This is a genomic window from Pseudoxanthomonas wuyuanensis, from assembly GCF_900215535.1.
Classification (GTDB): Bacteria; Pseudomonadota; Gammaproteobacteria; order Xanthomonadales; family Xanthomonadaceae; genus Pseudoxanthomonas_A; species Pseudoxanthomonas_A wuyuanensis.
In genome coordinates, this window is record NZ_OCND01000005.1 from 117,501 (window position 1) to 140,226 (window position 22,726).

22 protein-coding genes (1 of these 22 running past the window's edge) are annotated in these 22,726 nt (G+C 67.1%); 13 read left to right on the forward strand and 9 right to left on the reverse strand.

From position 1 onward, the window contains the following. Positions 1-438 carry the 5' end (the start) of a tyrosine--tRNA ligase gene (tyrS, locus tag CRO39_RS11600; RefSeq protein ID WP_425479690.1) on the reverse strand. Its footprint begins 765 nt before the window's first position, so 438 of the gene's 1,203 nt are visible here — the first part of the coding sequence; it begins with the start codon at positions 436-438; its stop codon lies beyond the left edge, outside the window. A gap of 183 nt (positions 439-621) precedes the next feature. Here tyrS and CRO39_RS11605 point away from each other — a divergent pair, with 183 nt between their 5' ends. Next, on the forward strand, positions 622-2,076 hold the full coding sequence (locus CRO39_RS11605; protein WP_097122114.1) for a M23 family metallopeptidase: 1,455 nt from the start codon (positions 622-624) through the stop codon (positions 2,074-2,076). A 79-nt stretch (positions 2,077-2,155) separates the two neighbouring features. Next, positions 2,156-3,295 carry an anhydro-N-acetylmuramic acid kinase gene (locus CRO39_RS11610; RefSeq protein WP_097122115.1) on the forward strand — a complete coding sequence of 380 codons (1,140 nt, stop codon included), beginning with the start codon at positions 2,156-2,158 and terminating at the stop codon, positions 3,293-3,295. A gap of 41 nt (positions 3,296-3,336) precedes the next feature. Here the strand turns inward: CRO39_RS11610 and CRO39_RS11615 are convergent, their stop codons facing one another. From CRO39_RS11615 to CRO39_RS11625, 3 genes are all read right to left on the reverse strand, one after another. Then, positions 3,337-3,564 carry a hypothetical protein gene (locus tag CRO39_RS11615; RefSeq protein ID WP_097122116.1) on the reverse strand — a complete coding sequence of 76 codons (228 nt, stop codon included), beginning with the start codon at positions 3,562-3,564 and terminating at the stop codon, positions 3,337-3,339. A gap of 98 nt (positions 3,565-3,662) precedes the next feature. After that, positions 3,663-5,054, reverse strand: a complete 1,392-nt coding sequence (locus CRO39_RS11620) for an AmpG family muropeptide MFS transporter (protein ID WP_097122117.1) — start codon at positions 5,052-5,054, stop codon at positions 3,663-3,665. Then, positions 5,054-5,824 (reverse strand): exodeoxyribonuclease III, encoded by a 771-nt coding sequence (locus CRO39_RS11625; protein ID WP_097122118.1) that lies wholly within the window; start codon positions 5,822-5,824, stop codon positions 5,054-5,056. The genes CRO39_RS11620 and CRO39_RS11625 overlap by 1 nt, the downstream gene beginning before the upstream one ends. Before the next feature lie 129 nt (positions 5,825-5,953). On the opposite strand from CRO39_RS11625, the gene pyrE reads away from it, so the two are divergent. Both pyrE and CRO39_RS11635 read left to right on the forward strand, forming a co-directional pair. Next, entirely contained in the window at positions 5,954-6,631 is a 678-nt protein-coding gene (gene pyrE / locus CRO39_RS11630) for an orotate phosphoribosyltransferase (protein ID WP_097122119.1), read from the forward strand. 21 nt (positions 6,632-6,652) lie between these two features. Continuing rightward, a complete protein-coding gene (locus CRO39_RS11635; RefSeq protein ID WP_238394717.1) occupies positions 6,653-7,327 on the forward strand; it encodes a hypothetical protein in 675 nt (224 codons plus the stop codon). Positions 7,328-7,408: 81 nt separating this feature from the next. Here the strand turns inward: CRO39_RS11635 and CRO39_RS11640 are convergent, their stop codons facing one another. The 3 genes from CRO39_RS11640 to coaBC are packed head-to-tail and all read right to left on the reverse strand — an operon-like array spanning position 7,409 to position 11,461. Further along, complete coding sequence (locus tag CRO39_RS11640; protein WP_097122120.1) at positions 7,409-9,745, reverse strand: phosphomannomutase/phosphoglucomutase; 2,337 nt, start codon at positions 9,743-9,745, stop codon at positions 7,409-7,411. Positions 9,746-9,764: 19 nt separating this feature from the next. Further along, entirely contained in the window at positions 9,765-10,223 is a 459-nt protein-coding gene (gene dut, locus CRO39_RS11645; protein WP_097122292.1) for a dUTP diphosphatase, read from the reverse strand. A gap of 11 nt (positions 10,224-10,234) precedes the next feature. Beyond that, on the reverse strand, positions 10,235-11,461 hold the full coding sequence (gene coaBC, locus CRO39_RS11650) for a bifunctional phosphopantothenoylcysteine decarboxylase/phosphopantothenate--cysteine ligase CoaBC (protein WP_097122121.1): 1,227 nt from the start codon (positions 11,459-11,461) through the stop codon (positions 10,235-10,237). A 96-nt stretch (positions 11,462-11,557) separates the two neighbouring features. Here coaBC and radC point away from each other — a divergent pair, with 96 nt between their 5' ends. The 8 genes from radC (at position 11,558) to CRO39_RS20940 (ending at position 17,523) form a co-directional block, all read left to right on the forward strand. Continuing rightward, positions 11,558-12,232, forward strand: a complete 675-nt coding sequence (gene radC, locus CRO39_RS11655; protein ID WP_097122122.1) for a RadC family protein — start codon at positions 11,558-11,560, stop codon at positions 12,230-12,232. Between the two features lie 225 nt (positions 12,233-12,457). Then, positions 12,458-14,146 carry an arginine--tRNA ligase gene (gene argS / locus CRO39_RS11660; protein WP_097122123.1) on the forward strand — a complete coding sequence of 563 codons (1,689 nt, stop codon included), beginning with the start codon at positions 12,458-12,460 and terminating at the stop codon, positions 14,144-14,146. A 15-nt stretch (positions 14,147-14,161) separates the two neighbouring features. Beyond that, a complete protein-coding gene (locus CRO39_RS11665) occupies positions 14,162-14,917 on the forward strand; it encodes an SPOR domain-containing protein (RefSeq protein WP_097122124.1) in 756 nt (251 codons plus the stop codon). Further along, positions 14,914-15,351 carry a hypothetical protein gene (locus CRO39_RS11670; protein ID WP_097122125.1) on the forward strand — a complete coding sequence of 146 codons (438 nt, stop codon included), beginning with the start codon at positions 14,914-14,916 and terminating at the stop codon, positions 15,349-15,351. The genes CRO39_RS11665 and CRO39_RS11670 overlap by 4 nt, the downstream gene beginning before the upstream one ends. After that, a complete protein-coding gene (locus CRO39_RS11675) occupies positions 15,348-16,097 on the forward strand; it encodes an SDR family NAD(P)-dependent oxidoreductase (RefSeq protein WP_097122126.1) in 750 nt (249 codons plus the stop codon). Before CRO39_RS11670 ends, CRO39_RS11675 begins: the two co-directional genes overlap by 4 nt. Positions 16,098-16,411: 314 nt before the next feature. Next, the gene (locus CRO39_RS11680; RefSeq protein ID WP_097122127.1) at positions 16,412-16,978 is read left to right on the forward strand and encodes an RNA polymerase sigma factor; all 567 of its coding nucleotides are present in this window, start codon (positions 16,412-16,414) and stop codon (positions 16,976-16,978) included. Continuing rightward, on the forward strand, positions 16,965-17,348 hold the full coding sequence (locus CRO39_RS11685) for a DUF6768 family protein (RefSeq protein ID WP_097122128.1): 384 nt from the start codon (positions 16,965-16,967) through the stop codon (positions 17,346-17,348). The genes CRO39_RS11680 and CRO39_RS11685 overlap by 14 nt, the downstream gene beginning before the upstream one ends. Positions 17,349-17,373: 25 nt before the next feature. After that, on the forward strand, positions 17,374-17,523 hold the full coding sequence (locus CRO39_RS20940; protein ID WP_162125923.1) for a hypothetical protein: 150 nt from the start codon (positions 17,374-17,376) through the stop codon (positions 17,521-17,523). A 405-nt stretch (positions 17,524-17,928) separates the two neighbouring features. Here the strand turns inward: CRO39_RS20940 and speA are convergent, their stop codons facing one another. Then, entirely contained in the window at positions 17,929-19,821 is a 1,893-nt protein-coding gene (speA, locus tag CRO39_RS11690; protein WP_097122129.1) for an arginine decarboxylase, read from the reverse strand. 73 nt (positions 19,822-19,894) lie between these two features. After that, complete coding sequence (locus CRO39_RS11695; protein WP_097122130.1) at positions 19,895-21,757, reverse strand: M48 family metallopeptidase; 1,863 nt, start codon at positions 21,755-21,757, stop codon at positions 19,895-19,897. Between the two features lie 109 nt (positions 21,758-21,866). On the opposite strand from CRO39_RS11695, the gene speE reads away from it, so the two are divergent. Continuing rightward, positions 21,867-22,718 (forward strand): polyamine aminopropyltransferase, encoded by an 852-nt coding sequence (gene speE, locus CRO39_RS11700; protein WP_097122131.1) that lies wholly within the window; start codon positions 21,867-21,869, stop codon positions 22,716-22,718. The last annotated feature ends 8 nt before the right edge of the window (positions 22,719-22,726 follow it).

A 22,726-nucleotide genomic window follows, 5' to 3' on the forward strand; every position in this document is an offset into this window, starting at 1 on the left:
GAGCATGCGCGCCACCGTGTGCTGGGCGGCCAGCTTGATCATGTCGGCGGCCGACATCTGCCCGAACCACTCGGAATTGAAGCGCACCTCGGTGCGTTCCCGGTCCAGCACCTTGAACACCTGGTCGGCGTAGGTCTGCGCGTTGGCCAGCACGTCCTCGCGGGTCAGCGGCTTGCGGGTGACGTTCTTGCCGGTGGGGTCGCCGATCATTCCGGTGAAGTCGCCAATCAGGAAAATCACCTGATGGCCCAGGTCCTGGAACTGGCGCATCTTGTTCAGCAACACCGTATGGCCGATGTGCAGATCCGGGGCGGTGGGGTCGAAACCGGCCTTAACTCGCAGCGGGCGGCCGGACTGGAGGCGGGACTCCAGTTCTTCGTGCTTCAGGATTTCGTCGGCGCCACGGCCAATCAGTGCAAGGGCTTCTGCGGTGGACAAGATGGGAATTCCAAGAATGGGAGCGCCGTGAAGGCGAGGTTAATAAAGTGAAGGCAAAGTTAAACCAAACCGATTCGTGACGCCAGTCGAAAAAGCCAATTGGCTCAATGGTTTGACGCGGACATTTCGCGTGATTATGGTACGCCGATTGGGTTCCTGTCTTGAGCCCGGGATTCGACCTTGATGCAATCTCATGGGGGCGGCAGCGGCCGCAAGCAACATTTCCGCGAACGCCTTGGCGTTCTTCGCGATACGGTGCTGCACCGGCAAGTCCGGCAACACCTGCCCCAGGGCCGCTGGACGCGACGACACTGGATCCACGCCAGCCTGTTCACCAGCATCGGCATCATGGTCGCCACCATCGTGCCGGGCTTCTCCAACGCCATTCCGGTGCAGCAGGCGCAGTCGCACACGACGCTGACGCTGCGGCTGCCGGAACCGAAGCTGTCCAACGCCGACGGACATGCCAGCGACAACTGGCAGCTGGTGCAGGTCAGGCCCGGGCAGACGCTGGGCTCGATCTTCGAAGAACTGGGCATTCCTGCGGCAACCATGCATCGCCTGCTGGAGAACGCCGGAGTGAAATCGGCGCTGGGCCGGCTCAAGCCCGGCATGGAAATCGGCTTCGATCTACCGGCCGCGGGCGAACTGCGCACGTTGCGCTACGACCGCGATCCGATCCACCGGGTGGAAGTGGCGCTGGTCGATGGCGAGCTCAAGGAAACGGTCATCGCCCGCGAGACCACCACCCGCACCGTGGTGCTGAGCGGCAAGGTAGGCCGTTCGCTGACGCGTTCGGCGCGCAAGGCCGGGCTGACCTCGGCCAATATCAATTCGCTGACCGACGACATCTTCAAGTACGACATCGACTTCAACTCCGATCTCAAGCCCGATGACCGTTTCAGCGTGGTGGTCGAGCAGACTTGGCGCGAAGGCGAACTGCTCAGCACCAGCCCGGTCGAAGCGGCCACCTTCACCGTCAACGGCAAGCTATACTCGGGCTTCCGCTACACCCGCCCGGGCGGCAAGCCGGAATATTTCTCCGCCGAAGGCCGGCCGCTGAAGAAGAGCTTCATCCGCATGCCTATCGCCTATGCGCGGATGAGTTCCAAGTTCGGCGCCCGCCGCCATCCGGTGCTGGGCACCATGCGCATGCACAAGGGCGTCGACTACGCCGCCCCCACCGGCACGCCGATCATGGCCGCAGGCGATGCGCGCGTGCAGTTCGCCGGCTGGCAGGGCGGCTACGGCCGTACCGTCGTGCTCGATCACGGCAAGGGCCACACCACGCTGTACGCGCACATGTCGCGGCTGGGCAACATCAAGCCCGGGCAGCGGGTCGCCCAGGGCACCGTCATCGGCTATGTCGGCACCACCGGTCTGTCGACCGGGCCGCACCTGCACTACGAGTTCCGCATCAATGGCGTGCACCGCAACCCGCTGTCGGTGACCATGCCGCCACCGGAGCCGCTGTCCGGCGTGCAGCTGGCCGCATTCCGCACCCAGACCGCGAATGCGCTGGCGCGCATCCGCACCGTCGAAAACCTCATCTATGCCGATCTGCAGCCGGCAACGCCGGCTGCGCAAACCCAGGTGGCGGCCAAGGCCGCCCCGGCAGGCAAGGCCAAGCAGGGCTAGGCCCCCGCACCCTGCGCCGGTGCTTGCCAGGCATCGGCGCAATGGCGTTCACTGCGCTGTCGTCCTTCGGAACCTGCGGATGTCCCCTGCTGCTGCCGCGCCTGAGCCGGCGCTCTACCTTGGCCTGATTTCCGGCACCAGCGCCGACGGCATCGATGCGGCGCTGGTGCGTTTCGCCGATGGAGGCGCCGCGCCGGCATGCGAACTGCTCCTCGCGCACACCTTCCCGTGGCAGGCGGATTTGCGCGCCGCCTTGATCGCGCTCGGCCAGGGCGGCGATGCGCCATCGCTGGATGAACTGGGCCGGCTGGATGCGCAAACCGGTCATGCGTTCGCGGATGCGGCACTGCAGCTGCTGGCCAAGGCGCAACTGCCGCGCAGCACGGTACGCGCGATCGGCTCGCACGGGCAGACCATCCGCCACCGCCCACACGCGGTGCCGCCGTTCACCTGGCAACTGGGCGACGGCAACGTCATCGCAGAACGTACCGGCATCGACACGGTGGCCGATTTCCGTCGCCGCGACGTAGCCGCCGGCGGCCATGGCGCACCGTTGATGCCGGCTTTTCATGCGGCGTTGCTGCACTCGCCGCTGGAAGACCGCGCGGTGCTCAATCTGGGCGGCATCGGCAACTTCACCCTGTTGCCGCGCGAGGGCGCCGTGCGCGGTTTCGATACCGGCCCGGCCAATGCCTTGCTCGATGCCTGGTGCGAGCGCCATACCGGCAAGGCGTTCGACGCCGCCGGCGCCTTTGCCGCCAGCGGGAACATCGACACCGCATTGCTGGCGCGATTGCTGGACGATGCCTGGTTCGCACTGCCGCCGCCCAAAAGCACTGGCCGCGAACAGTTTCATCTGGCCTGGCTGGAAACCTGCCTGCAGGGCAGCCCGCTGGCCGCCGAGGACGTGCAGGCGACGTTGCTGGAACTGACCGTGGTCACCGTCACCGAGGCGTTGATGGCGACCCAGCCCGGGACCCGACGTGTGCTGGTCTGCGGCGGCGGCGTGCACAACCGTGCGCTGATGGCGCGGCTGGACGACTGCCTGCCGGGCGTGGTGGTGGAGTCCACCGCCGCGCACGGCCTGGATCCGGACTACGTGGAAGCCATGGGCTTTGCCTGGCTGGCGCGCGAAACCCTGGCCGGGCGGCCCGGCAACCTGGCATCGGTGACCGGCGCCAAAGGGCCGCGCGTGCTGGGAGCGGTCTATCCCGGGTGAACCGGTCGGGGACACGGCCATCCGCGGCAGCGTGTTGCCGGTTAGAAGCCCTTGCCGGCGGGAACCTGTTTCAGCGCGTTGATCGCCTCGGACAACACGTCGACCTCGTTATTGTCGAAACCGCCGCTCACCTCGGCCTCGCAGGCAAACAATCCCTGCTCGAGCAGGTTGAGGATGGTGTCGTGGATGAGCCAGCCGCGCGCCGCGGCGACCCGGCGGATACGATCGGCCAGCACCGGATCGATGTCCTTCAGAACGATGTCGGTCATGGGCTCCCCTTGCGGTCCGATGGGCGCCGCGGCGCCCTACGCCCACTAGATACGCGCCCGTCGATGATTCGGCAAGCCGCCGCACATGCTCCTCGCGCTCACGTCACGGCAGTGACGCGCATCCGCTTGCGGTCGTGCCAGATCAGTAGCAGGCAGAGCAGCAGCACTGGCACGCCCAGCAGCGCAGTGGCGGTGAAGAACAGGCTGTAGCCTTCCAACAGCGTGCGTCCCTGTGCGAGGTACTCCACACTGACGCCGGACAACCCTTTCAACACCTTGCCCAGCAGCGCATAGAACGAACTGAGCAGGGCATACTGAGTAGCGGTATAACCGATACTGGTCAGGCTGGACATATAGCCAATCAGCGCCACGCCGGCGAAACCGCTGCAGAAATTGTCGATTACCATCGTGGCAGCGAACACTCCCGCATCGGCACCATGCAGCGCCAGATAGGCGAACGCCAAGTTCGAGCCTGGCCCCAGAACCGCGCCTGCCAGCAAGGTAGGAATAAAGCCGAAGCGCACCGCACACAGGCCCGCGGCAGCGATCCCCGCGATGGTGGCCACCAGACCGACCGAGCCCCGCACTGCACCAACGGTCTCCTTGGCGATGCCCAGATCCGCATAGAACGGATTGGCCATCGGCCCAAGCACAAAATCCGGTAGGCGGTACAGGCTAATCGCCAGCAGCATCAGCAGCGCCCATTGGCCGTGCTCTCGGAAGAACGCCACAAACGGCCCAATCAATGCGTCGAATAGTCCGCGCGGTGTAAATAGCTTCGGATCTGTCGCCGCCGCTAGCTGGGTAGCCTTGGGCTCGCGCGCCATGAACGTGGCCAGCACGCCCACCGCCATCAGCGCGCCCATCAGATGATAGGACATCACCCAGCCAATGCCGGCGGCGAAGATCAAGATCAACGAATCGGTGACCAACAACGCACCGCGGTAACCCAACGCGGCAGTGGAAGTCAGCAGACCCTGCTGCTCGTTATTATCGGCGATCTCGATGCGCCAAGCATCGATCACGATGTCCTGCGTCGCCGAGGCGAAGGCCACCACCAGCGCCAGCGCGCCGAACACCAGCAACTGGTCCAGGGTGAAGCCGACCAGCAGCAGTTGACCCTCTCGCGGCTCCACAAGCGCCATGCCGACCAGCGCCGTCCCCGCAACCAGTTGCGACCACAGCATCCACCCACGTCGGCGTCCCAGCCAACGACCGACCAGCGGCGCGTCCAGCTTGTCCACTAGCGGTGCCCACAGGAACTTCAGCGAATAGGCCAGCCCCACCCACGACAAGAAGCCGATCATGGACAACTCGATGCCGTTCTCGCGCATCCAGAAGCCCAGCGTATTGCCCACCAGATAGATCGGTACACCAGAGCTGAAGCCCAGCAACAGCATCACCAGCACCTTGGGCTGGCGCAAGTTCAGCAGCACCTCCTGCCAAGGCTTGCGACGGCGGGCCGGCGTCGCATCAGCGGGCTGGTTCATCAAGCGTAGTCCACCGTGAACGGCGCATGGTCGGAAAACCACTCGTCGCGGTAAATCGAGCAAGCCCGCAGCCGATCCCGCAACGAAGGCGTGACGATCTGGTAGTCGATGCGCCAACCGACGTTGTTGGCGCGGGCGGCGCCGCGGTTGCTCCACCAGGTGTAATCCTGGCCCTCGGGATTCAGGGTGCGGTAGGCATCGACCCAGCAACTGTCGTCGGCGCACAACCCGTTGAGCCAGTCGCGCTCGGCCGGCAGGCAGCCGGAGTTCTTCTGGTTGGAGGTCCAGTTCCTGATGTCCAGCCGGCTGCGCACGATGTTCCAGTCGCCGCACAGCACATAGTCGCGGCCGCTGCGCAGCCATTGCTCCAGGATGGGCGCCAGCCAGTCCATCACCTTGAACTTGTAGTCCTGGCGGACTTCGCCGGAAGAACCGGACGGGATATAGAACGAAACCACGCTGAGATTGCCGTAACGCGCTTCGATATAGCGGCCTTCCTCGTCGAATTCGGGCCAGCCCAATGCCGTGCGGACCTCGTCCGGCTCGCGTTTGCTGTAGATGGCCACGCCGCTGTAGCCCTTCTTGGTGCTGGCGTCGCGGAACCAGGCCTTGTAGCCGGCCGGCAGGAATTCGGGGCCGGCCAGCTGGTGTTCCTGCGCCTTGGTTTCCTGTACGCACAGCACATCGGCCTGTTGCTGCGCGAACCACTCGAAAAACCCTTTGTTGGCCGCCGAACGCAGGCCATTGGCGTTGAAACTGATGATTCGCATGAAATAGGTATGGGTAAGCCGGGATGCCGGCAAGCGTAACTGATCCGCTCCGGCGCTGTGACCGGCGTGCATGCGCTGCCGCGGCGCAGAAAGGTATCCTGTTGCGGTACCCGCCCTGGTCCCCACCCCATGAGCAACCATCGCGTCCGTTTCCTGCAACTGGCCTTGCACGCGCAAGCGTTGCGCTTCGGCGAATTCATCCTCAAGTCCGGCCGGCTCAGCCCGTACTTCTTCAACGCCGGCCGCTTCGACAGCGGCGCCAAGCTGGCCGAACTGGCCGCCTGCTACGCCGACGCGGTGGAAGCTTCGGGCATCGAATTCGACCTGCTGTTCGGCCCGGCCTACAAGGGCATCCCGCTGGCGACCGCGCTGGGCTGCGAACTGGCGCGCCGCGGCCGCGACGTGCCGCTGGCCTTCAATCGCAAGGAAGCCAAGGATCATGGCGAAGGCGGCTTGCTGATTGGCGCATCGCTGGAAGACCGGCGGGTGCTGATCGTCGATGACGTGATTACGGCCGGTACCGCCATCCGCGAGGCGCTGGGGCTGATCCGCGCCGGCGGCGGCATTCCGGCCGGCATCGTGGTGGCGCTGGACCGGCAGGAGGTCCTGGCCGAACCGTCTTCCGAGCAGCCCGGTTCGCGCCTTTCCGCGGCGCAATCGGTCGCCGCGGAAACCGGCGTACCGGTGGTGGCCGTGGCCAATCTGCACGACCTGCTTGATTTTGCGGGCGAAAGCGCCGACCTTGTGCATCACCGTGACGAGCTGCTCGCCTACCGCGCGCGTTTCGGCAGCGGGCCATCGGATTGATTGCAGCAGGGGGCTGCGATGATGCGTAAACAGACACCATGGCTGGCGTTGGCGCTGCTGACGCTGGCGCCTGCGGCGCTGGCTCAGAAAACCAAGGTCGACGCACCGCCAAAGAAGCTCTATTGCTGGAACGAGAACGGCCAGCGCGTCTGCAGCGATGCGCTGCCGCCGGAAGCGGTCAACTATGCGCGCGAAGAGATCAGCGCCAAGAGCGGCCTGCGCACCGGCGAAGTCAACCGCACGCTGACCGCCGAAGAGCGCGCCCAGGCGGCCGCCGAAGCGGCGCAGCGCGCGCTGGACAAGGCGGCCGAGGACACCCGCCGGCGTACCGACCAGGCGATGCTGATGTCCTACCGGACCGAGGACGACCTGCGCCGGGTCTTCAACGAACGCACCGCAATCGTCGACAACAACGTGCAGACGGCGCGCTACAACGTGGCCAGCCTGCGCGAGGGCCTGATCAGCCTGTTGCAGACCGCCGGCGATCGGGAACTGTCCGAACGTCCGGTTTCGGCGGAAATGACCCAGAACATCCGCCTGCGGCATGCCGAGCTGGTACGCCAGCGGCAGTTGCAGGCCAGCTTCGAATCCCAGCGCGGCGAACTGGATATCGAGATCGAAGACATCCTGCAGCGTTACCGCACGATGAAGGGCTCGCTGCCGGCGGATTCGGCGCCGGCCGCCACAACGCCGTAACCGGGCCAATCGCCGGCATCCGCCCGGCGGCGACCCTGCCGGCGCCACCGGCAGGGATGGGGACGGTCGGGACCGGCCTGATTAGAAGGTCACCGCCAGGCCCGGCTCCAGCGCCAGCAACTGGCTGCGGAAGGTTTCCTTGACCCGCGCCAGCGCCGCTTCGTTGTCGGCTTCGAAGCGCAGCACCAGGATCGGGGTGGTGTTGGAGGCACGCAGCAGGCCCCAGCCATCATCCCAATCCGCGCGCAGGCCGTCGATGTTGGAGATGCGCGCGCCTTCGAACTGCGCGCTCTGGACGAAACGTTCGACCAGCGCATGCGGCGTGCCGTTTTCCACCGGCACCTTGATCTCGGGCGTGGCAATCCCGTCCGGCAGCGTCGCCAGCACCTCCGAAGGCGTTTCCGGGCGCGCGGCCAGGATTTCCAGCAGCCGCGCGGCCGAGTACAGGCCGTCGTCGAAACCGTACCAGCGCTCCTGGAAGAAGAAATGGCCGCTCATCTCGCCAGCCAGCTCGGCGCCGGTTTCGCGCATCTTGGCCTTGATCAGCGAGTGGCCGGTCTTCCACATCATCGGCGTGCCGCCATGGCGCAGCACCCAGCCCTGCAGTTTGCCGGTGCATTTGACGTCGAAGATGATCAGCGCGCCGGGATTGCGTTCCAGCACGTCGGCGGCGAACAGCATCAGCAGGCGGTCGGGGAAGATGATCTCACCTTCGCGGGTGACCACGCCCAGGCGGTCGGCGTCGCCGTCGAAGGCCAGGCCGATGTCGGCATCGAAGCGCTTGACCGTCTGGATCAGGTCCTCGAGGTTATGCGGTTCGCTTGGATCGGGATGGTGGTTGGGGAAGGTGCCGTCGACGTCGCAGTACAGCGGGATCACCTCGGCGCCGATGGCCTCAAGCAGTTGCGGGGCGATGTCGCCGGCGACGCCGTTGCCGGCATCCACCACCACTTTCAGCGGCCGGTCCAGCTGCACATCGTCGGCGATGCGCTGGATGTAGTCGGCGGCGACATCGCGCTGCTGCAGATCGCCGCGCGCGTTGGCCGTATGCAGGCGATTGTCGCGGATGCGCTCGTACAGGTCGGTGATGGCATCGCCGGACAGGGTCTGCCCGCCGACCACGATCTTGAAGCCGTTGTAGTCCGGCGGGTTGTGGCTGCCGGTCACCGCCACGCTGCTGCCGGTGCGCAGATGGTAGGCGGCAAAGTAGGCCACCGGCGTCGGCGCCATGCCGATATCGATGACGTTGCGGCCGGCTTTGCGCAGGCCTTCGATCAGCCCGCCTATCAGGTCCGGTCCGGACAGGCGTCCATCGCGCCCGACCACGATGTCGGTCAGATCTTCTTCATGCATCACGCTGCCGATGGCCTGGCCGATCGACTCGGCCACATCGACATCGAGCGACTGCCCGATGATGCCGCGGATGTCATAGGCACGGAAAATGCCCGGATCGACTTGCACCTGCTTTCTCTCTGCCGGCACGCCCTGCTCCTCTGTGGCTTCGTTGGATTTGTTCGCGCTGCGTCCGGGCACGGCAGGCAGCGGCTCGCGCTGCAACGCCTGGCCCAGCGTCGGCTCGTCGGCGTCCCCTTGCGCCTGCGTTGCCGCCCTCAATCGCGGCAAGCCAAGTCCGCCGCGCGCCATCAGCAGCGCCAGCACCGCCAGCGCCGCCAGCAGGCCGGCGCCAATCAGACTGGGCAGTGCGCCCAGACCCAACGGTCCGGTGCCGCCGCCGGGCACCGCCGCGGCCACCCGCAAGCCGGTGCGGCCGACCGCATGCGCCAGCACCTCGGCGCCGTCGGCCAGCGCCTTGCTGCCCCGTTCGCGGACGTTGTAGCTGCCCTGGCGCAGCGCCAGGTAGCCGCTTCCAGGCAGCGAGACCTCATCGAAACCGCGGGTGAGATTGGCCAACGGCAAACGCACGTACACCACGCCCTGCGGCACCGCTGCCGCCAGGCCCAGACGGGGTTGGCCGTCGTCCTCGACCACGCGGGCGACCGCGCCTTCCTCATGCATGCCCGCTTCCAGCAGCGCCAGCTTGCTGAAACCAAACGCTGCCGGATCCGCATAAGCCGCATCCAGCGTGGACGGGTAGATGTCGATACGCTCCGGTCCGCTCCAGCCCTGCTGCAACGCCACCGCCGCGGCCGAAGTATCGCCGGCGGCCAGCGCCGCCTGCACCGGCTCGGAGGCCAGCCGCTCGGACAGCTGCCGGGTTTGCGCGGCAAAGGCCGCTTCGACCGACGTCACCGCCTGGTCGCGCGCGCGCTCGACGCCGTCGGTCAGGGCGGCATCGCGCCATTGCTGCACACCGCTCCAGCCCAGCCACCCGGCCAGCAGCGCCAGCAGCACCGCAAGCAAAGGCAATGCACGGCGCAGATCCCCGAGCGGCAGTTGCAGTCTGTTCGATTTGTTCATGGTTGTCCGTATCCCCCTGTCAGCGCACGCCGGTGTGGCCGAAGCCGCCAGCACCGCGCGTGCTGTCGGCAAAAGTATCCACTACTTGCAAACTGACGCGCGTGACCGGCAACACAACCAGCTGGGCGATACGGTCGCCGGGCTGGATGGTGAAGCTCTCGTGGCCGCGATTCCAGACGCTGATCAGCAGCGGCCCCTGGTAGTCCGCGTCGATCAGGCCGGTGCCGTTGCCCAGCACGATGCCGTGGCGATGGCCCAGCCCCGAACGCGGCAGCACCACGGCGCACAGTTGCGGGTCGGACAGATGCATGGCGATGCCGCTGGGGACCAATGCGGCGTCGCCAGGCTCCAGCGTCAGCGGCGATTCCAGCGCTGCGCGCAGATCCAGCCCAGCGCTGGCCTCGGTAGCGTAGGCCGGTAGCGGCCACAGGTCGCCAAAGCGCGGGTCCAGCAGTTTCACTTCGATGGCACGGGCCATGGTGGCGGCAGTCATGCGTGCAGGCGCTCCACGATCAGATCGACCAGTTCATCGGCCAGTTGGGTCTTGGGGGCGGAAGCGAAGGCGCGTTCGCCGTCCTTCCAGAACGCGGTCATCGCGTTGCTGTCGCTCTCGAAGCCGCCGTCGGCAACGCCGACGCGGTTGGCGATGATCATGTCCAGCCGTTTGGCGACCAGTTTGCCGCGGGCGTATTCGGCCACCCGCTCGGTCTCGGCGGCGAAACCGATGACCAGCTTCAGTTCCTGGGTCCGCGCGGCCACTTCGGCCAGGATGTCCGGCGTGCGCACCAGATCCAGCGCCAGCGACTCGCTGGATTTCTTGATCTTGTTGGCCGCCGGCAACCGCGGCGTGTAGTCGGCCACCGCCGCCGCGCCGATGTAGATGTCGGCCGGGAACGCGGCAAACACCGCCTCTCGCATCTGCGCGGCCGAACGCACGTCCACCCGCTTGACGCCGGCCGGCGTGGGCAGGTTGACCGGCCCGCTGACCAGCACGACCTCGGCGCCGCGCCGCGCGGCGCTGGCGGCCACCGCAAACCCCATCTTGCCGCTGCTGCGATTGCCCAGGTAGCGGACCGGGTCCAGGTCTTCGTAGGTCGGGCCGGCGCTGACCACCACCTTCAGCCCGGCGAGCGCGCGGTCGGTTGCCTGTGCGCCGCCGCCGGCGGCCAGCGCCGCGACAATCGCATCCGGTTCGCGAAGGCGCCCCGGCCCGGATTCGCCTTCGGCCAGCGGGCCGTCGTCGGGCCCGACGACCTGTACGCCGCGCCCGTGCAGCGTGGCCAGATTGGCCTGGGTGGCCGGGTGATTCCACATGCGGTGGTTCATGGCCGGCGCCACCGTGATAGGCGCGTCGCTGGCCAGGCACAGCGTGGTCACCAGGTCGTCGGCAAAGCCGTGCGCCAGCCTGGCCAACAGGTCCGCCGTGGCCGGTGCGACCAGGATGCGGTCGGCCCAGCGCGCCAGTTCCAGATGACCCATCGCCTGCTCGGCGGCGCTGTCCCACAACGTCGTGCGGGTGGGGTGGCCCGACAGCGCCTGGAAGCTCAACGGGGTGACGAACTGTTGCGCCCCGGCCGTCATTGCCACCTGCACCTGGGCGCCGGCATCCTGCAGGCGTCGCACCAGTTCCAGCGACTTGTAGGCGGCAATGCCGCCGCCGACGCACAACAGGATGCGCTGGCCGTGCAGCGGGCGGGGCGGAGAGGGTGCGCTCAAGTCGGGGTTTTCCTACAACCGGACAGGCGATTAGCTTACCCGATGCGCCTGTGAAGCCCGATGGTGGCCGGCTGTGCGCCGATGCATCTTTGTCCTATGCACATCCGCAACTGGCCCGCCGCTGAACGTCCCCGGGAAAAACTGCTGAGCCGCGGCGCCGGGGCGTTGTCCGATGCCGAGCTGCTGGCCATTTTTCTTGGTTCGGGCCTGCGCGGCCGCGACGCGGTCGCCACCTCGCGCGAGTTGCTGACCGCCCATGGTCCGCTGCGCAGCCTGCTGGAGCGCGAACCCGGCGATCTGGCCGGACTACCCGGGCTGGGGCCGGCGCGGGCCTGCCAATTGGCGGCCGCGCTGGAACTGGGCAACCGCCACCTGGCCGCCTCGCTGCAGCGCGGTGTGGCGCTGACCGATCCGCTGGCGGCCGGCCGCTATTTCGCCCAGCGCCTGCGCGCCCGCGGGCACGAGGTGTTCGCCGCGCTGTTCCTGGATACCCGCCACCGCACGCTGGCGTTCGAGGAGCTGTTCCAGGGCACGGTGGACGGTGCCGAAGTGCACCCGCGCGAGGTGGTGCGGCGCGCGCTGGCGCACAACGCGGCGGCCGTCATCATCGGCCATAACCACCCCTCGGGCTGCCCGGAACCCTCGGCGGCCGATCACAGCATCACCAGCCGGCTGAAACAGGCGCTGGCGCTGGTCGATGTGCGTCTGCTGGACCATTTTGTGGTTGGCGACGGCGCGCCGGTATCGCTGGCGGCGCGCGGCTGGGTCTGAGAGGCGGGAGGCGGGAAACGAGGAACGAGGAACGAGGAACGAGGAACGAGGAAGAGCATCGCAGATGGGCCTGCCTCTGCATCCAGGAACATCGTTTCGCTGGCGACAGGGCGTGGCCGGGGCTGGACATCCGCCTGTCTCTGCACCACCCTCTTCCCGTGAACAGGGACTTGCCGCGGGCGCTGGGCTAAAATCGCGGTTTCCGCGCTTCCAGCAGACTCCTTAGTGAAAGCCTCCCTCCGCGCCCTGATCGTCCAGGGCATCGACGCCCTGCGCACCGCCGGCACCCTGCCGGCCGATACCGCCACCCCGGATTTCGTGGTCGAGCGCCCCAAGACCCGCGAGCATGGCGATTTCGCCACCAACGCGGCGATGCTGCTGGCCAAGGCCGCACGCAGCAATCCGCGCGCCGTCGCCACGGCGCTGGTGGCGGCATTGCCGGCCAGCGACGATGTAGTCAAGGTCGAGATCGCCGGGCCCGGCTTCATCAATTTCCACCTCTCCCCGGCCGCCTACCAGCGCGAGATCGCCACGGCCCTGCAGCAAGGCGCGGCCTACGGCCGCAACGCCTCCGGCGCAGGCAGGACGGTCGGCGTGGAATACGTGTCGGCCAACCCGACCGGCCCGCTGCACGTCGGCCACGGCCGCGCCGGCGCCATCGGCGACTGTATCGCCCGCGTGCTGGCCGCCAACGGCTGGAACGCCAGGCGCGAGTTCTACTACAACGATGCCGGCGTGCAGATCGAGAATCTGGCGCGTTCGGTGCAGGCGCGCGCGCTGGGCAAGACGCCCGACAGCGAAGGCTGGCCGGAAGACGGCTACCGCGGCGATTACATCGCCGATGTGGCCCAGGCGTACCTGCGCGGCGACACCGTCGAGTTCGAAGGCCACCGCGTCACCGCGGCCCGGGACCCGGCCGATCTGGACGCCATCCGCCAGTTTGCCGTGGCCGCGCTGCGTCATGAGCAGAACGGCGATCTGGCAGCCTTTGGCGTGTCGTTCGACACCTACTTCCTGGAAAGCTCGCTGTATGCCGACGCCAAGGTCGAGGAAACGGTGCGCAGGCTGGTCGCCTCCGGCCATACCTACGAGGACGGCGGCGCGCTGTGGCTGAAGTCCACCGACTTTGGCGACGACAAGGACCGCGTCATGCGCAAGTCCGACGGCACCTATACGTATTTCGTGCCGGACGTGGCCTACCACCTCAGCAAATGGCAGCGCGGCTACGAGCGTGCGATCACCGAGCTGGGCGCGGACCACCACGGCTCGCTGGCGCGCGTGAAGGCCGGCCTGCAGGCATTGGATGCGGGCATTCCCGCCGGCTACCCGGAATACGTGCTGCACCAGATGGTCACGGTGATGCGCGGCGGCGAGGAAGTGAAGCTGTCCAAGCGTGCCGGCAGCTATTTCACCCTGCGCGATCTGATCGACGAGGCCGGCCGCGATGCCACCCGCTGGTTCCTGATCGCCCGCAAGCCCGATTCGCAACTGACCTTCGACATCGATCTGGCGCGCCAGCAGAGCAACGACAACCCGGTGTTCTACGTGCAGTACGCGCATGCGCGCGTCTGCAGCCTGCAGCGGCAGGCGGTGGAAAAGGGCTATGTCTACGACACTGACAACGGCCTCAATCATCTGGCCTTGCTGAACGACGAAACTTCGCTGCCGCTGATGGTCGAACTGTCGCGCTACCCGGAAGTCGTGGAAGCCGCCGGACAGCTGCTGGAACCGCACCTGATTGCGCAATACCTGCGCGAGTTGGCCTATGCTTTCCATACGTGGTACGCCGGCACGCCGGTACTGGTGGAAGACGCCGCGTTGCGCGATGCGCGGCTGGTGCTGGCCGCCGCCGTACGGCAGGCGCTGGCCAACGGGCTGGATCTGCTGGGCGTCAGCGCCCCTGAAAAGATGTGAATGGAGACGTGGTAGATGGCGGCAAGACGCGGTAAGTCCCAGGCAAGACGCAACAGCAGTTCGCATGCCACGCCGGCATGGGTGTGGCTGGTGCTGGGTTTGCTGATCGGCGCCGGTGCGTTCTTCATCTTCAAGAACGACGGCGGCAACTTCAATCCACTGCGCCCGCAGCCCAATCCCGATGCGCGGCCGGCCCAGGTCAACGAGGCCGACGTGGAAGCGGTGGCTTCGGAAACCGCCGCCCCGGTGTCCGCCAAGCCGGCCCCGGCCAAGGAAACCCAGTACGACTTCTACACGCTGCTGCCCGGCAAGGAAGTGCAACTGTCCGATGCCGAGCTGGCCGCCAGCGCACGCGAGGAAGAAGCGCGCCGGGCGCGCGCCGCACTGAACGGCACGCCGCTGAACGCCCCGGCCATGCCGGCGCCGATTGCCGAAACACCGGCTGCACCACCGTCCGCTACGCCAGCGCCGGCGGCCACACCGGCTTCGCCCGCCGCTGCGCCCGCAACCGCCACGACCGTCGCCGGTGCCGGCAACGGTGCGCGCTACATCCTGCAGGCCGGCGCGTTCGGCGCTTCCGGCGATGCCGAAGCCACCAAGGCCAAGATCGCCATGCTGGGCCTGAGCGCGCGGGTGGAAGCGGCGCAGATCAACGACAAGACCGTGTACCGGGTGCGCATGGGTCCGTACGGAACCGCCAGCGAACTGGCCGACGCCAAGCAGAAGCTGGCCAGCAGCGGCCTGCCGGCGATGGCCATCAAGGCCCAATGAAGCCCGCCCCGGCGACCCGGCAGCTGCTTCTGGCGGCAAGCGTGGCCATTGCCAGCCAATGGCTGCTGTCGTGGCTGCTGCCGCGAATTCCCGGCATTGCCGGCAGCGATCTGCAGACCGCCGCCGGTTGGCTGTCGCCGGCCAGCTATGTTGCCGTCGCGCTGGCGATGGGCATCGGCGGCTGGATCGCCGGCTACCGTTTCGTTCCGTTCGCCGTCGGCATCAATCTGCTGATCTGGCTGGTCATTCTGACGGTACTGGCGGAGATGTCCGCGCCGATCACCGAAAAACCCTTCCTGCGCAACCTGGGCGCCAGCCTGCAGTTCAACGCGCTGGGCATGGCCTGCTCGCTGCTGGCCGCCGCGGCCGGCGCCGCGCTCGGCGCCTGGCTGCATCGCAGGCGCAATCTGCCTCCGACGGTAACCACGCCATGATCCGAACCGCTCTTGTCACCGGGGCCAGCTCCGGCTTCGGCGCTGCCGCCGTCCGCAGGTTTGCCCTCGCCGGCTGGCGCGTGATCGCCACCGGCCGGCGCGCCGAGCGCCTGCAGACGCTGGTCGACGAGTTCGGCGCAGAATGCGTGCACGCCGCGGTCTTCGACATTCGCGACGCGGCGGCGATGGCAGCGGCGCTGGACGCATTGCCGGAGGGTTTCCGCGAGATCGACCTGCTGGTCAACAACGCCGGGCTGGCGCTGGGTACGCTGCCGGCGCAGCAGGCCAGCCTGGAGGACTGGCGCACGATGATCGACACCAACATCACCAGCCTGGTTACGCTGACCCACCGCCTGCTGCCGGCGCTGATCGCGCGCAAGGGCGCGATCATCAACATCAGCTCGATAGCCGGCAGCTATCCCTACCCCGGCGGCAACACCTATGGCGGCACGAAGGCCTTCGTAACCCAGTTTTCGCTGGGCCTGCGCTCGGACCTGCATGGCACCGGGGTGCGCGTGACCTCGATCGAGCCGGGCATGGCCGAAACCGAATTCACCCTGGTGCGTACTCATGGCGACCAGGCCGCCTCCGAGAAGCTGTACACCGGCGCCAATCCGATGACCGCCGAAGACATTGCCGAGCAGATCTTCTACGTCGCCACCCTGCCGCCGCACCTCAACATCAACCGGCTGGAGATCATGCCGGTGACGCAATCGTTCGCGGGATTCCAGATAGCGCGGCAGTAGTCGCGCGTTTTCTTTCTCCCGCCGCGGCAAGGACCTGCCCTGTACTCGATACGGAGTGCTCGGGTATCGGATGAGCGGATGGATCATCAATACTGGTGAAGCTTTCCTCACACCGTCGCTCGCATGCCCTCATCCGGCGCTGCCCGCCCCCTTCTCCCGGTAGGAGAGGGGAAAGCGTCACGCCAGCGGCTCGTCCGGCGGATGGGCGTTGCAGGCAGGCGCTATCGCTATTGACGGATTTCCTGCACCGCGATTGAACCGTTCCGCCACGGCGGCGCACCTTGATGGCATAGACACTCTGCGGGAGCGGACGCGTGCGGCGGGACAGCGAGCGGATTTTCGACGAATACCTTGCCGCGGCAGCCCGGGCCGGCGACCGCGCCGCGTGGGAACGGCTGGTGGCGCGCTGGCATCCACGACTGGTTCGTCACGCCTGGCGTCTGACCGGCCATCCGGAGCAGGCGCGGGACATGGTGCAGGAGGCATGGATCGAGATCCTGCGCAGCCTGCGCCGGCTGGAGGATGTGGCGGCGTTTCCCGCCTGGGCCTTGCGCATCGTCACCCGGCGTTGCCAGCGCGCGTTCCAGCGTGCGGACAGGGAACGCCATGGAATCGCCGGACTGGGCCGGGAGATGGATGAAGTCGCGACGGACTCCGCTTCCGGCGAGTCCGCCGCGGAGCTGGCCAACGTGCTGGCGGCGATGGACGAATTGCCTGCCGCCCAGCGGGCAACGCTGGCGCTGTTTTATCTGGACAACCTGAGCGTGGCGGAAATCTCCATCGCGCTCGACGTGCCGCCGGGCACGGTCAAGACCCGGCTCATGCATGCGCGGCGCAAGATCCGCGCGCGACTGGAAGGAGAAAACCATGAGCAAGACTGACCGACTGATCGAACAGGCCCTGTCGGCCGAGGACCGCGAGCTGCTGGCCCGGCACGGCGAGCCCGGCTATTTCAACCAGGCCTTCGGCCTGTTCCGCGGCACGCTGGGCTGGGTGGTATGGCTGGCCTACCTGACCGGGATCGCGGCTTTCGCCGGCGTCGTTTTCGCGTTCTGGCAGATGTGGGGGGCCAGCGAAGCGCTGGCGGCGATCAAGTGGGGCGTGCTGGCGTTGCTGCTGTTCCAGTACACCGCGATGATCAAGGTCTTCCTGGGCAGCCATATGGAAGCCAATCGCACGCTGCGGGAACTGAAGCGGGTCGAGCTGCAGCTGGCGCTTTTGCGCGATTCCGCCGGTAGCGACCGGGGCTGAGCAGCAGCCGCACAGGAAAGCTAGCATGTACGACGAATGCCTGTTTGCCCGGATACTGATGCTGCTGCACACGCTGCTGATCGCATTGACGCTGGCGCTGCTGCTCTGTCCGAACGGGTGCGCTATGGAAGCCTGTATCGCATCCCACTTTGAGTTGTGGGGCGCGCGCCGATGAGCAGGCCGGAGTCAATTGGGCAAATACTCGCGCTTTTTTTAGGTTCTTCTCCCGTTTCCTGGGATGTCGGCTTCGGCGGGAGTCGCCGGTCGTCAGGCTGGGGGTGCTCCGCGCTCCTGACGACGTCGTGTCTTTAAGTCGGGCCGCACCCCCAGCCCGCTGACCGTCGCCTTTGGTCAGATGGCAGGTCGCGACTTCGGAAGGCCTTTCTTCGAGCGCCGACCAACTGTCCAGAAGCCGGTGGCCAGGGTAGTGCGAGACCGTACGCGGCATGGATGCCGCGGAAGAGCCCACAGGGACGTGTTTACGGCGTGTCCCGCACTACCCTGGCCACCGGCTTCCACATGGATGTTCCCGCACTTGGGAGAAGAACCTTTTTTTCTCCCATCGGGAGAATGAAACGCTTTACGCCAGCGGTTCGTCGGACAGATAGGTGTAGCCGGTCAGGCCGGTTTCCAGCGCGTCCGCCAGGACCTTCGATTCGTCCTCAGGCAGCTGTGCGGCGGCCACGCGCTCGGCGTAGACCGCGCGCAAATCGTCCAGCTTGTAACCGACGTAGTCGAGCATCACGTCGGTGGTGTCGCCACGGCGCTGCTGGGTCAACAGATAGCCGGTGCCGGCATCGGCGCTGACTTCGACCGCATCGGTATCGCCGAACAGGTTGTGGATGTCGCCCAGAATCTCCTGGTAGGCGCCGACCAGGAAAATGCCCAGCCGGTAGCTCTCGCCGGGCTTGAGCGAATGCAGCGGCAACGAGCTGTCCAGGCCTTCGTTCTCGACATAGGTCTCGACCATGCCGTCCGAATCGCAGGTCATGTCGGCAATCACGCCGCGCCGGTCCGGCGCCTCGTCCAGCCGTTCGATGGGCACGATCGGGAACACCTGATCGATGGCCCAGACATCGGGAATGGATTCGAACACGCTGAAGTTGACGAAATACTTGTCGACCAGGCGCTCGTTCAATTCGTCCAGCAAATCGCGATGGCTGCGTTCGTCGCTGCTCAGGCGCCCGCGCACGGCATGGGCGATGGCGTAGAACAGGTCGTCGATGCGCGCGCGCTGGGTCAGATCGATCTGGCCCAGCGCATACAGCGACAGGCCCTCGCTGTGGTGATGCTGGGCTTCATGGAACAACTCGATGGCCGGCCGCGCGTCCAGTTCGCCGTGGATCTCGCGCAGGTGGCGGATGACCGCCGGTTCGTCGTCGTGTGCGGGCGGCACGCGGCCTTCCGGGGCCTGTTCGACCTCAGACACATTGGCCACCAGCACCGCATGGTGCGCGGTCATCGCGCGGCCGCATTCGGTGACGATGCGCGGCGGCGCCAGGCCGTTCTGCTCGCAGGCCTCGGCCAGCGGCTGCACGATATTGGAGGCGTACTGGTTCAGGCCGTAGTTGATCGAACAGTAGCTGCGCGAACGGGTGCCTTCGTAGTCGATGCCCAGGCCGCCGCCGACATCGACGTGGCTGATGGTCGCGCCCAGCTTGGACAGTTCGACGAAATAGCGGGTCGCCTCGCGCATGCCGTTGGCGATGTCGCGGACGTTGGAAATCTGCGAGCCCATGTGGAAATGCAGCAGCCCCAATGTGTCTTCCATGCCGGCATCGCGCAGGGTCTTCCACAGGTCCAGCACCTGGCGCGGCGACAGGCCGAACTTGGCCTTGTCGCCGCCGCTGTTCTGCCACTTGCCCGCGCCCAGCGAGGCCAGCCGCATGCGCACGCCCAGCCCGGGCTTGACCCCCAGCGCCCTGGCCTCTTCCATCACCAGCGGCAGCTCGGACGGCTTTTCGATGACGATGAAGGTCTGCAGGCCCAGCTTGCGGCCGATCAGCGCCAGGCGGATGTATTCGCGGTCCTTGTAGCCATTGCAGACGATCAGCCCGCCCGGCCGCGACAGCGCCAGCACCGCCATCAGCTCCGGCTTGCTGCCGGCTTCCAGCCCGAAGCCCTCGCCGGTGTGCGAAGCCAGCGTGCCGGCCACGCCGCGGTGCTGGTTGACCTTGATCGGGTAGACCGCGGTATAGCCGCCGGGGTATTCCCAGTCGGCCTGGGCCTGCGCGAAGGCGGCCTGCAACTTGCCCAGGCGGTCGCCCAGGATGTCCGGAAAGCGCACCAGCATCGGCAGCCTGGCGCCGTTGGCGCGCGCGGCATCGACCACTTCCGGCAGCGGAATCGCCGGGCCGGCCGCGCCCTTGGGCGACACCACGATGCGGCCCGCCGCGTCCACGTCGAAATACCCTTCCGCCCAGTGCGGGATGGAATAGGTCTTGCGGGCTTGGTCGGCGGACCAGTGGCTCATCGTGGCGGCTCGGACGGACAGAAAGGGCGTGCATTCTAACGCCCCTGCCGTGGCGCCTCTGTTGTCGCCCCGATTACCGCCGCCGCCGGTAGACCGGATCCCCGGCCTGCCGCTTCAGATGCCGGACCAGATCGCTGCCGCCGGTGGCGCTGAGCACGCTGAAACTGCCCGGCAGCCGCAGTTGGCCGGCAAGCCGCTCCAGGCCGGCCGATTCGCTGGCGACCGAGCCGGCCCAGTCGACCAGCAGCAGATAGTGCGGCAGCGCGGACATGCCGGCGGCCTGCTTGCGGAAAACCCAGGCCCTGGCGATTTTTTCGTAACCGCCCAGGGTACGGGTAAGCGCTTGCACCTGGCCTGGTTCCAGATCGTGCGGCAGCAGTTCGTCGGCCTCGATGGCGGGCGCATCAGCCTGCGGTTCCCGCGCCAAAGCCGCGCAGCGCGCACGCAACGCCAGCGCCGCTTCGAATGCGGCGGAGGCCTCCGCTGTCGTGCGCAGGTAGTCGTCGAGGCTGCGCAGCGCCGGTTCGGCAACCGCACTGTCCAGGTCCAGCGCCCGCTGCAACCGCTGAATGCCTTCCTCCGGCTGACCGCGCTTGAGCAGCAACGCCCCCAACCGGCACTGGCCCAACGCATGCGAGGGCAGTTGCTCCAGCGCCTGCCGGTACAGCGGCAGCGCATCGGCAGTGGGCCGGTGGTCTTCGACCAGGCCGGCGTATTCGACCGCTTCGGCCGGCGCACGCGCTGCGCGCGAATCCAGTTCCTGCAAGCGCTGCCGTTCGCCGGCCAGCCGCTGGTGGTGGGCGCGCCAGTCGGCATCGGCCGCTTCGCGCCATTCCCCGCTGAAGCGCTGCTCCAGGCGCTCGGCCAGTTCGCTCCCCAACAGCGATTCGGCCGCCGACGTCCGCGGTTCGGCATTCAGGCGCACCTGCGCCGGCACGTTCAGTGCAGCCAGCCGCTGTTTCAGGGTGGGGTGGGTATCGTCCCAGCCGGGTTCGGCAAGCAGCAGCCATCCTGGCGCATGCAGCTGGCTGTGCCGGTGCTCGCGCAGGCCGGCTCCCAGCCGGCCGTACACCTGCACCGGCGGATATGCCTGCGCGTGCGCGGACTCGCGCACCTGCGGCCAGAACGATCGCTCCATCCAATCTGCCGCCAGCCCAAGCCGGACCAGCGCCGCCGCCATCGCATCGGCCTTGGCCACCTTGGCCGCCACCGCGTCGGCTGCGTACTCGTGGCGGCGCGCCAGCACAAAGCTGTAAGCATCGAAGTAAGGCGCATACCAGCGGAAGAACAGGCCGAACAGGTGCCCGGCCGACAGGCCGCTGCCGGCCATGCCGTGCAGCAGCCGGTACCAGCTGCTGCGCAGGCGGTAGATCCAACCGGCAAAACGGCCGTGACCGCCGTGGAAATGGCCGAATTCGTGTGCGATGACCGCCGCCAGCTCGCGCCGATCCAGCACCTGCAGCAAAGGCAGTCCCAGGACCAGGTACTGGCGCTGGCCCCACCCGCCAATACCGTTCGGCACATAGGCTGCCGCCGCATTGAGTTCGGCGTTGATGACAATGCCGTGCAGCCGGCCGGCGCCCACTTCACGGCCGATGCGCTCGACTTCCCCGCGCAGCGCCGGCGCCTCGCCCGGTTGCAGCAGATGGCCGTCCGGAATACCGAACCGGAACCATAACGCGCGCAGCACCACGATGCCTATGGCGCCCAGCAGCAGGATAGGGATGGCAATGTTGGGTTCGGCCGGCGGACGGACGATCAGCAGGTACAGCAGCAGCAACGCCGCCACTCCCAGCGTCATCGTCAGCGCCAGCCCCATCACCGCGTAGCCCAGCAACGCCAGCAGCGCCAGCTTCAGCCGGTAGCGCGCCGGCGCCTGTTGCGCCTCCTGTTCCAGCCGCTGCACCAGTCTGCGCCGGGCTTGTTCGGTCCGCATCGTCGCCCCCCTTTCGCCAGCCGCCGATGCTAACGGATTGCCGCCGGACGGTAACGCCGCTTCCGGTACAATCTGCGCCCCTCGCATCGCCCTCCCCGGATTCAGCGCAATGACCGCCAACGACAACTGGTACATCGAACACTTCCAGCCCACCGGATCGGCCATCGGCTACCGCATCAGCGGCAAGCTGGACGAAGTGCAGTCGCCGTTCCAGAAGATCGAGATCTACCAGACCACCGACTGGGGCAAGCTGATGATCATCGACGGCGCGGTGATGCTGACCACGCGCGACAATTTCTTCTATCACGAGATGATCAGCCACCCGGCGCTGTTCACCCATGCCGACCCCAAGCGCGTGGTCATCATCGGCGGCGGCGACTGCGGCACGCTGCGCGAGGTGCTCAAGCACCCCGGCGTGGCCAGCGCCACCCAGTGCGACATCGACGAGCAGGTCACCCGCATGTCGGAGAAATACTTCCCCGAACTGTGCGAGTCCAACGACGACCCGCGCGCCGAGCTGCTGTTCGACGACGGCGTGGCCTACATGGCCAATTGCCCGGCCGGCAGCGTGGACGTGGTGATCGTCGATTCCACCGACCCGGTCGGCCCGGCCGAGGGCCTGTTCAACAAGGCCTTCTACGAATCCTGCTTCCGCGCGTTGAAGGACGACGGCATCCTGGTGCAGCAGTCCGAGTCGCCGCTGGCCCTGCTGGACCTGATCAAGGAAATGCGGGCGGAGATGGGCAAGGCCGGTTTCACCACGTTCAAGACGCTGCCGTTCCCGCAACCGTGCTACCCGACCGGCTGGTGGAGCGTGACGATGGCGCGCAAGGCGGGCGATTTCGGTTTCCGCGAAAGCGATTCGGCCGGCAAGGGCTTCGACACGCTGTACTACAGCGCCCACCTGCACACCGGCGCGCTGGTCGCCCCGCCATTCGTGGCCAAGGCGCTGGGGGAGTAGGTCCGGGC

Coding starts and splice junctions, on each gene's coding strand:
- CRO39_RS11605 (WP_097122114.1), top strand. CDS start 622: ATGCAATCTCATGGGGGCGGCAGCGGCCGCAAGCAACATTTCCGCGAA.
- CRO39_RS11610 (WP_097122115.1), top strand. CDS start 2,156: ATGTCCCCTGCTGCTGCCGCGCCTGAGCCGGCGCTCTACCTTGGCCTG.
- CRO39_RS11615 (WP_097122116.1), bottom strand. CDS start 3,564: ATGACCGACATCGTTCTGAAGGACATCGATCCGGTGCTGGCCGATCGT.
- CRO39_RS11620 (WP_097122117.1), bottom strand. CDS start 5,054: ATGAACCAGCCCGCTGATGCGACGCCGGCCCGCCGTCGCAAGCCTTGG.
- CRO39_RS11625 (WP_097122118.1), bottom strand. CDS start 5,824: ATGCGAATCATCAGTTTCAACGCCAATGGCCTGCGTTCGGCGGCCAAC.
- pyrE (WP_097122119.1), top strand. CDS start 5,954: ATGAGCAACCATCGCGTCCGTTTCCTGCAACTGGCCTTGCACGCGCAA.
- CRO39_RS11635 (WP_238394717.1), top strand. CDS start 6,653: ATGCGTAAACAGACACCATGGCTGGCGTTGGCGCTGCTGACGCTGGCG.
- CRO39_RS11640 (WP_097122120.1), bottom strand. CDS start 9,745: ATGAACAAATCGAACAGACTGCAACTGCCGCTCGGGGATCTGCGCCGT.
- dut (WP_097122292.1), bottom strand. CDS start 10,223: ATGGCCCGTGCCATCGAAGTGAAACTGCTGGACCCGCGCTTTGGCGAC.
- radC (WP_097122122.1), top strand. CDS start 11,558: ATGCACATCCGCAACTGGCCCGCCGCTGAACGTCCCCGGGAAAAACTG.
- CRO39_RS11665 (WP_097122124.1), top strand. CDS start 14,162: ATGGCGGCAAGACGCGGTAAGTCCCAGGCAAGACGCAACAGCAGTTCG.
- CRO39_RS11670 (WP_097122125.1), top strand. CDS start 14,914: ATGAAGCCCGCCCCGGCGACCCGGCAGCTGCTTCTGGCGGCAAGCGTG.
- CRO39_RS11675 (WP_097122126.1), top strand. CDS start 15,348: ATGATCCGAACCGCTCTTGTCACCGGGGCCAGCTCCGGCTTCGGCGCT.
- CRO39_RS11685 (WP_097122128.1), top strand. CDS start 16,965: ATGAGCAAGACTGACCGACTGATCGAACAGGCCCTGTCGGCCGAGGAC.
- CRO39_RS20940 (WP_162125923.1), top strand. CDS start 17,374: ATGTACGACGAATGCCTGTTTGCCCGGATACTGATGCTGCTGCACACG.
- speA (WP_097122129.1), bottom strand. CDS start 19,821: ATGAGCCACTGGTCCGCCGACCAAGCCCGCAAGACCTATTCCATCCCG.
- CRO39_RS11695 (WP_097122130.1), bottom strand. CDS start 21,757: ATGCGGACCGAACAAGCCCGGCGCAGACTGGTGCAGCGGCTGGAACAG.
- speE (WP_097122131.1), top strand. CDS start 21,867: ATGACCGCCAACGACAACTGGTACATCGAACACTTCCAGCCCACCGGA.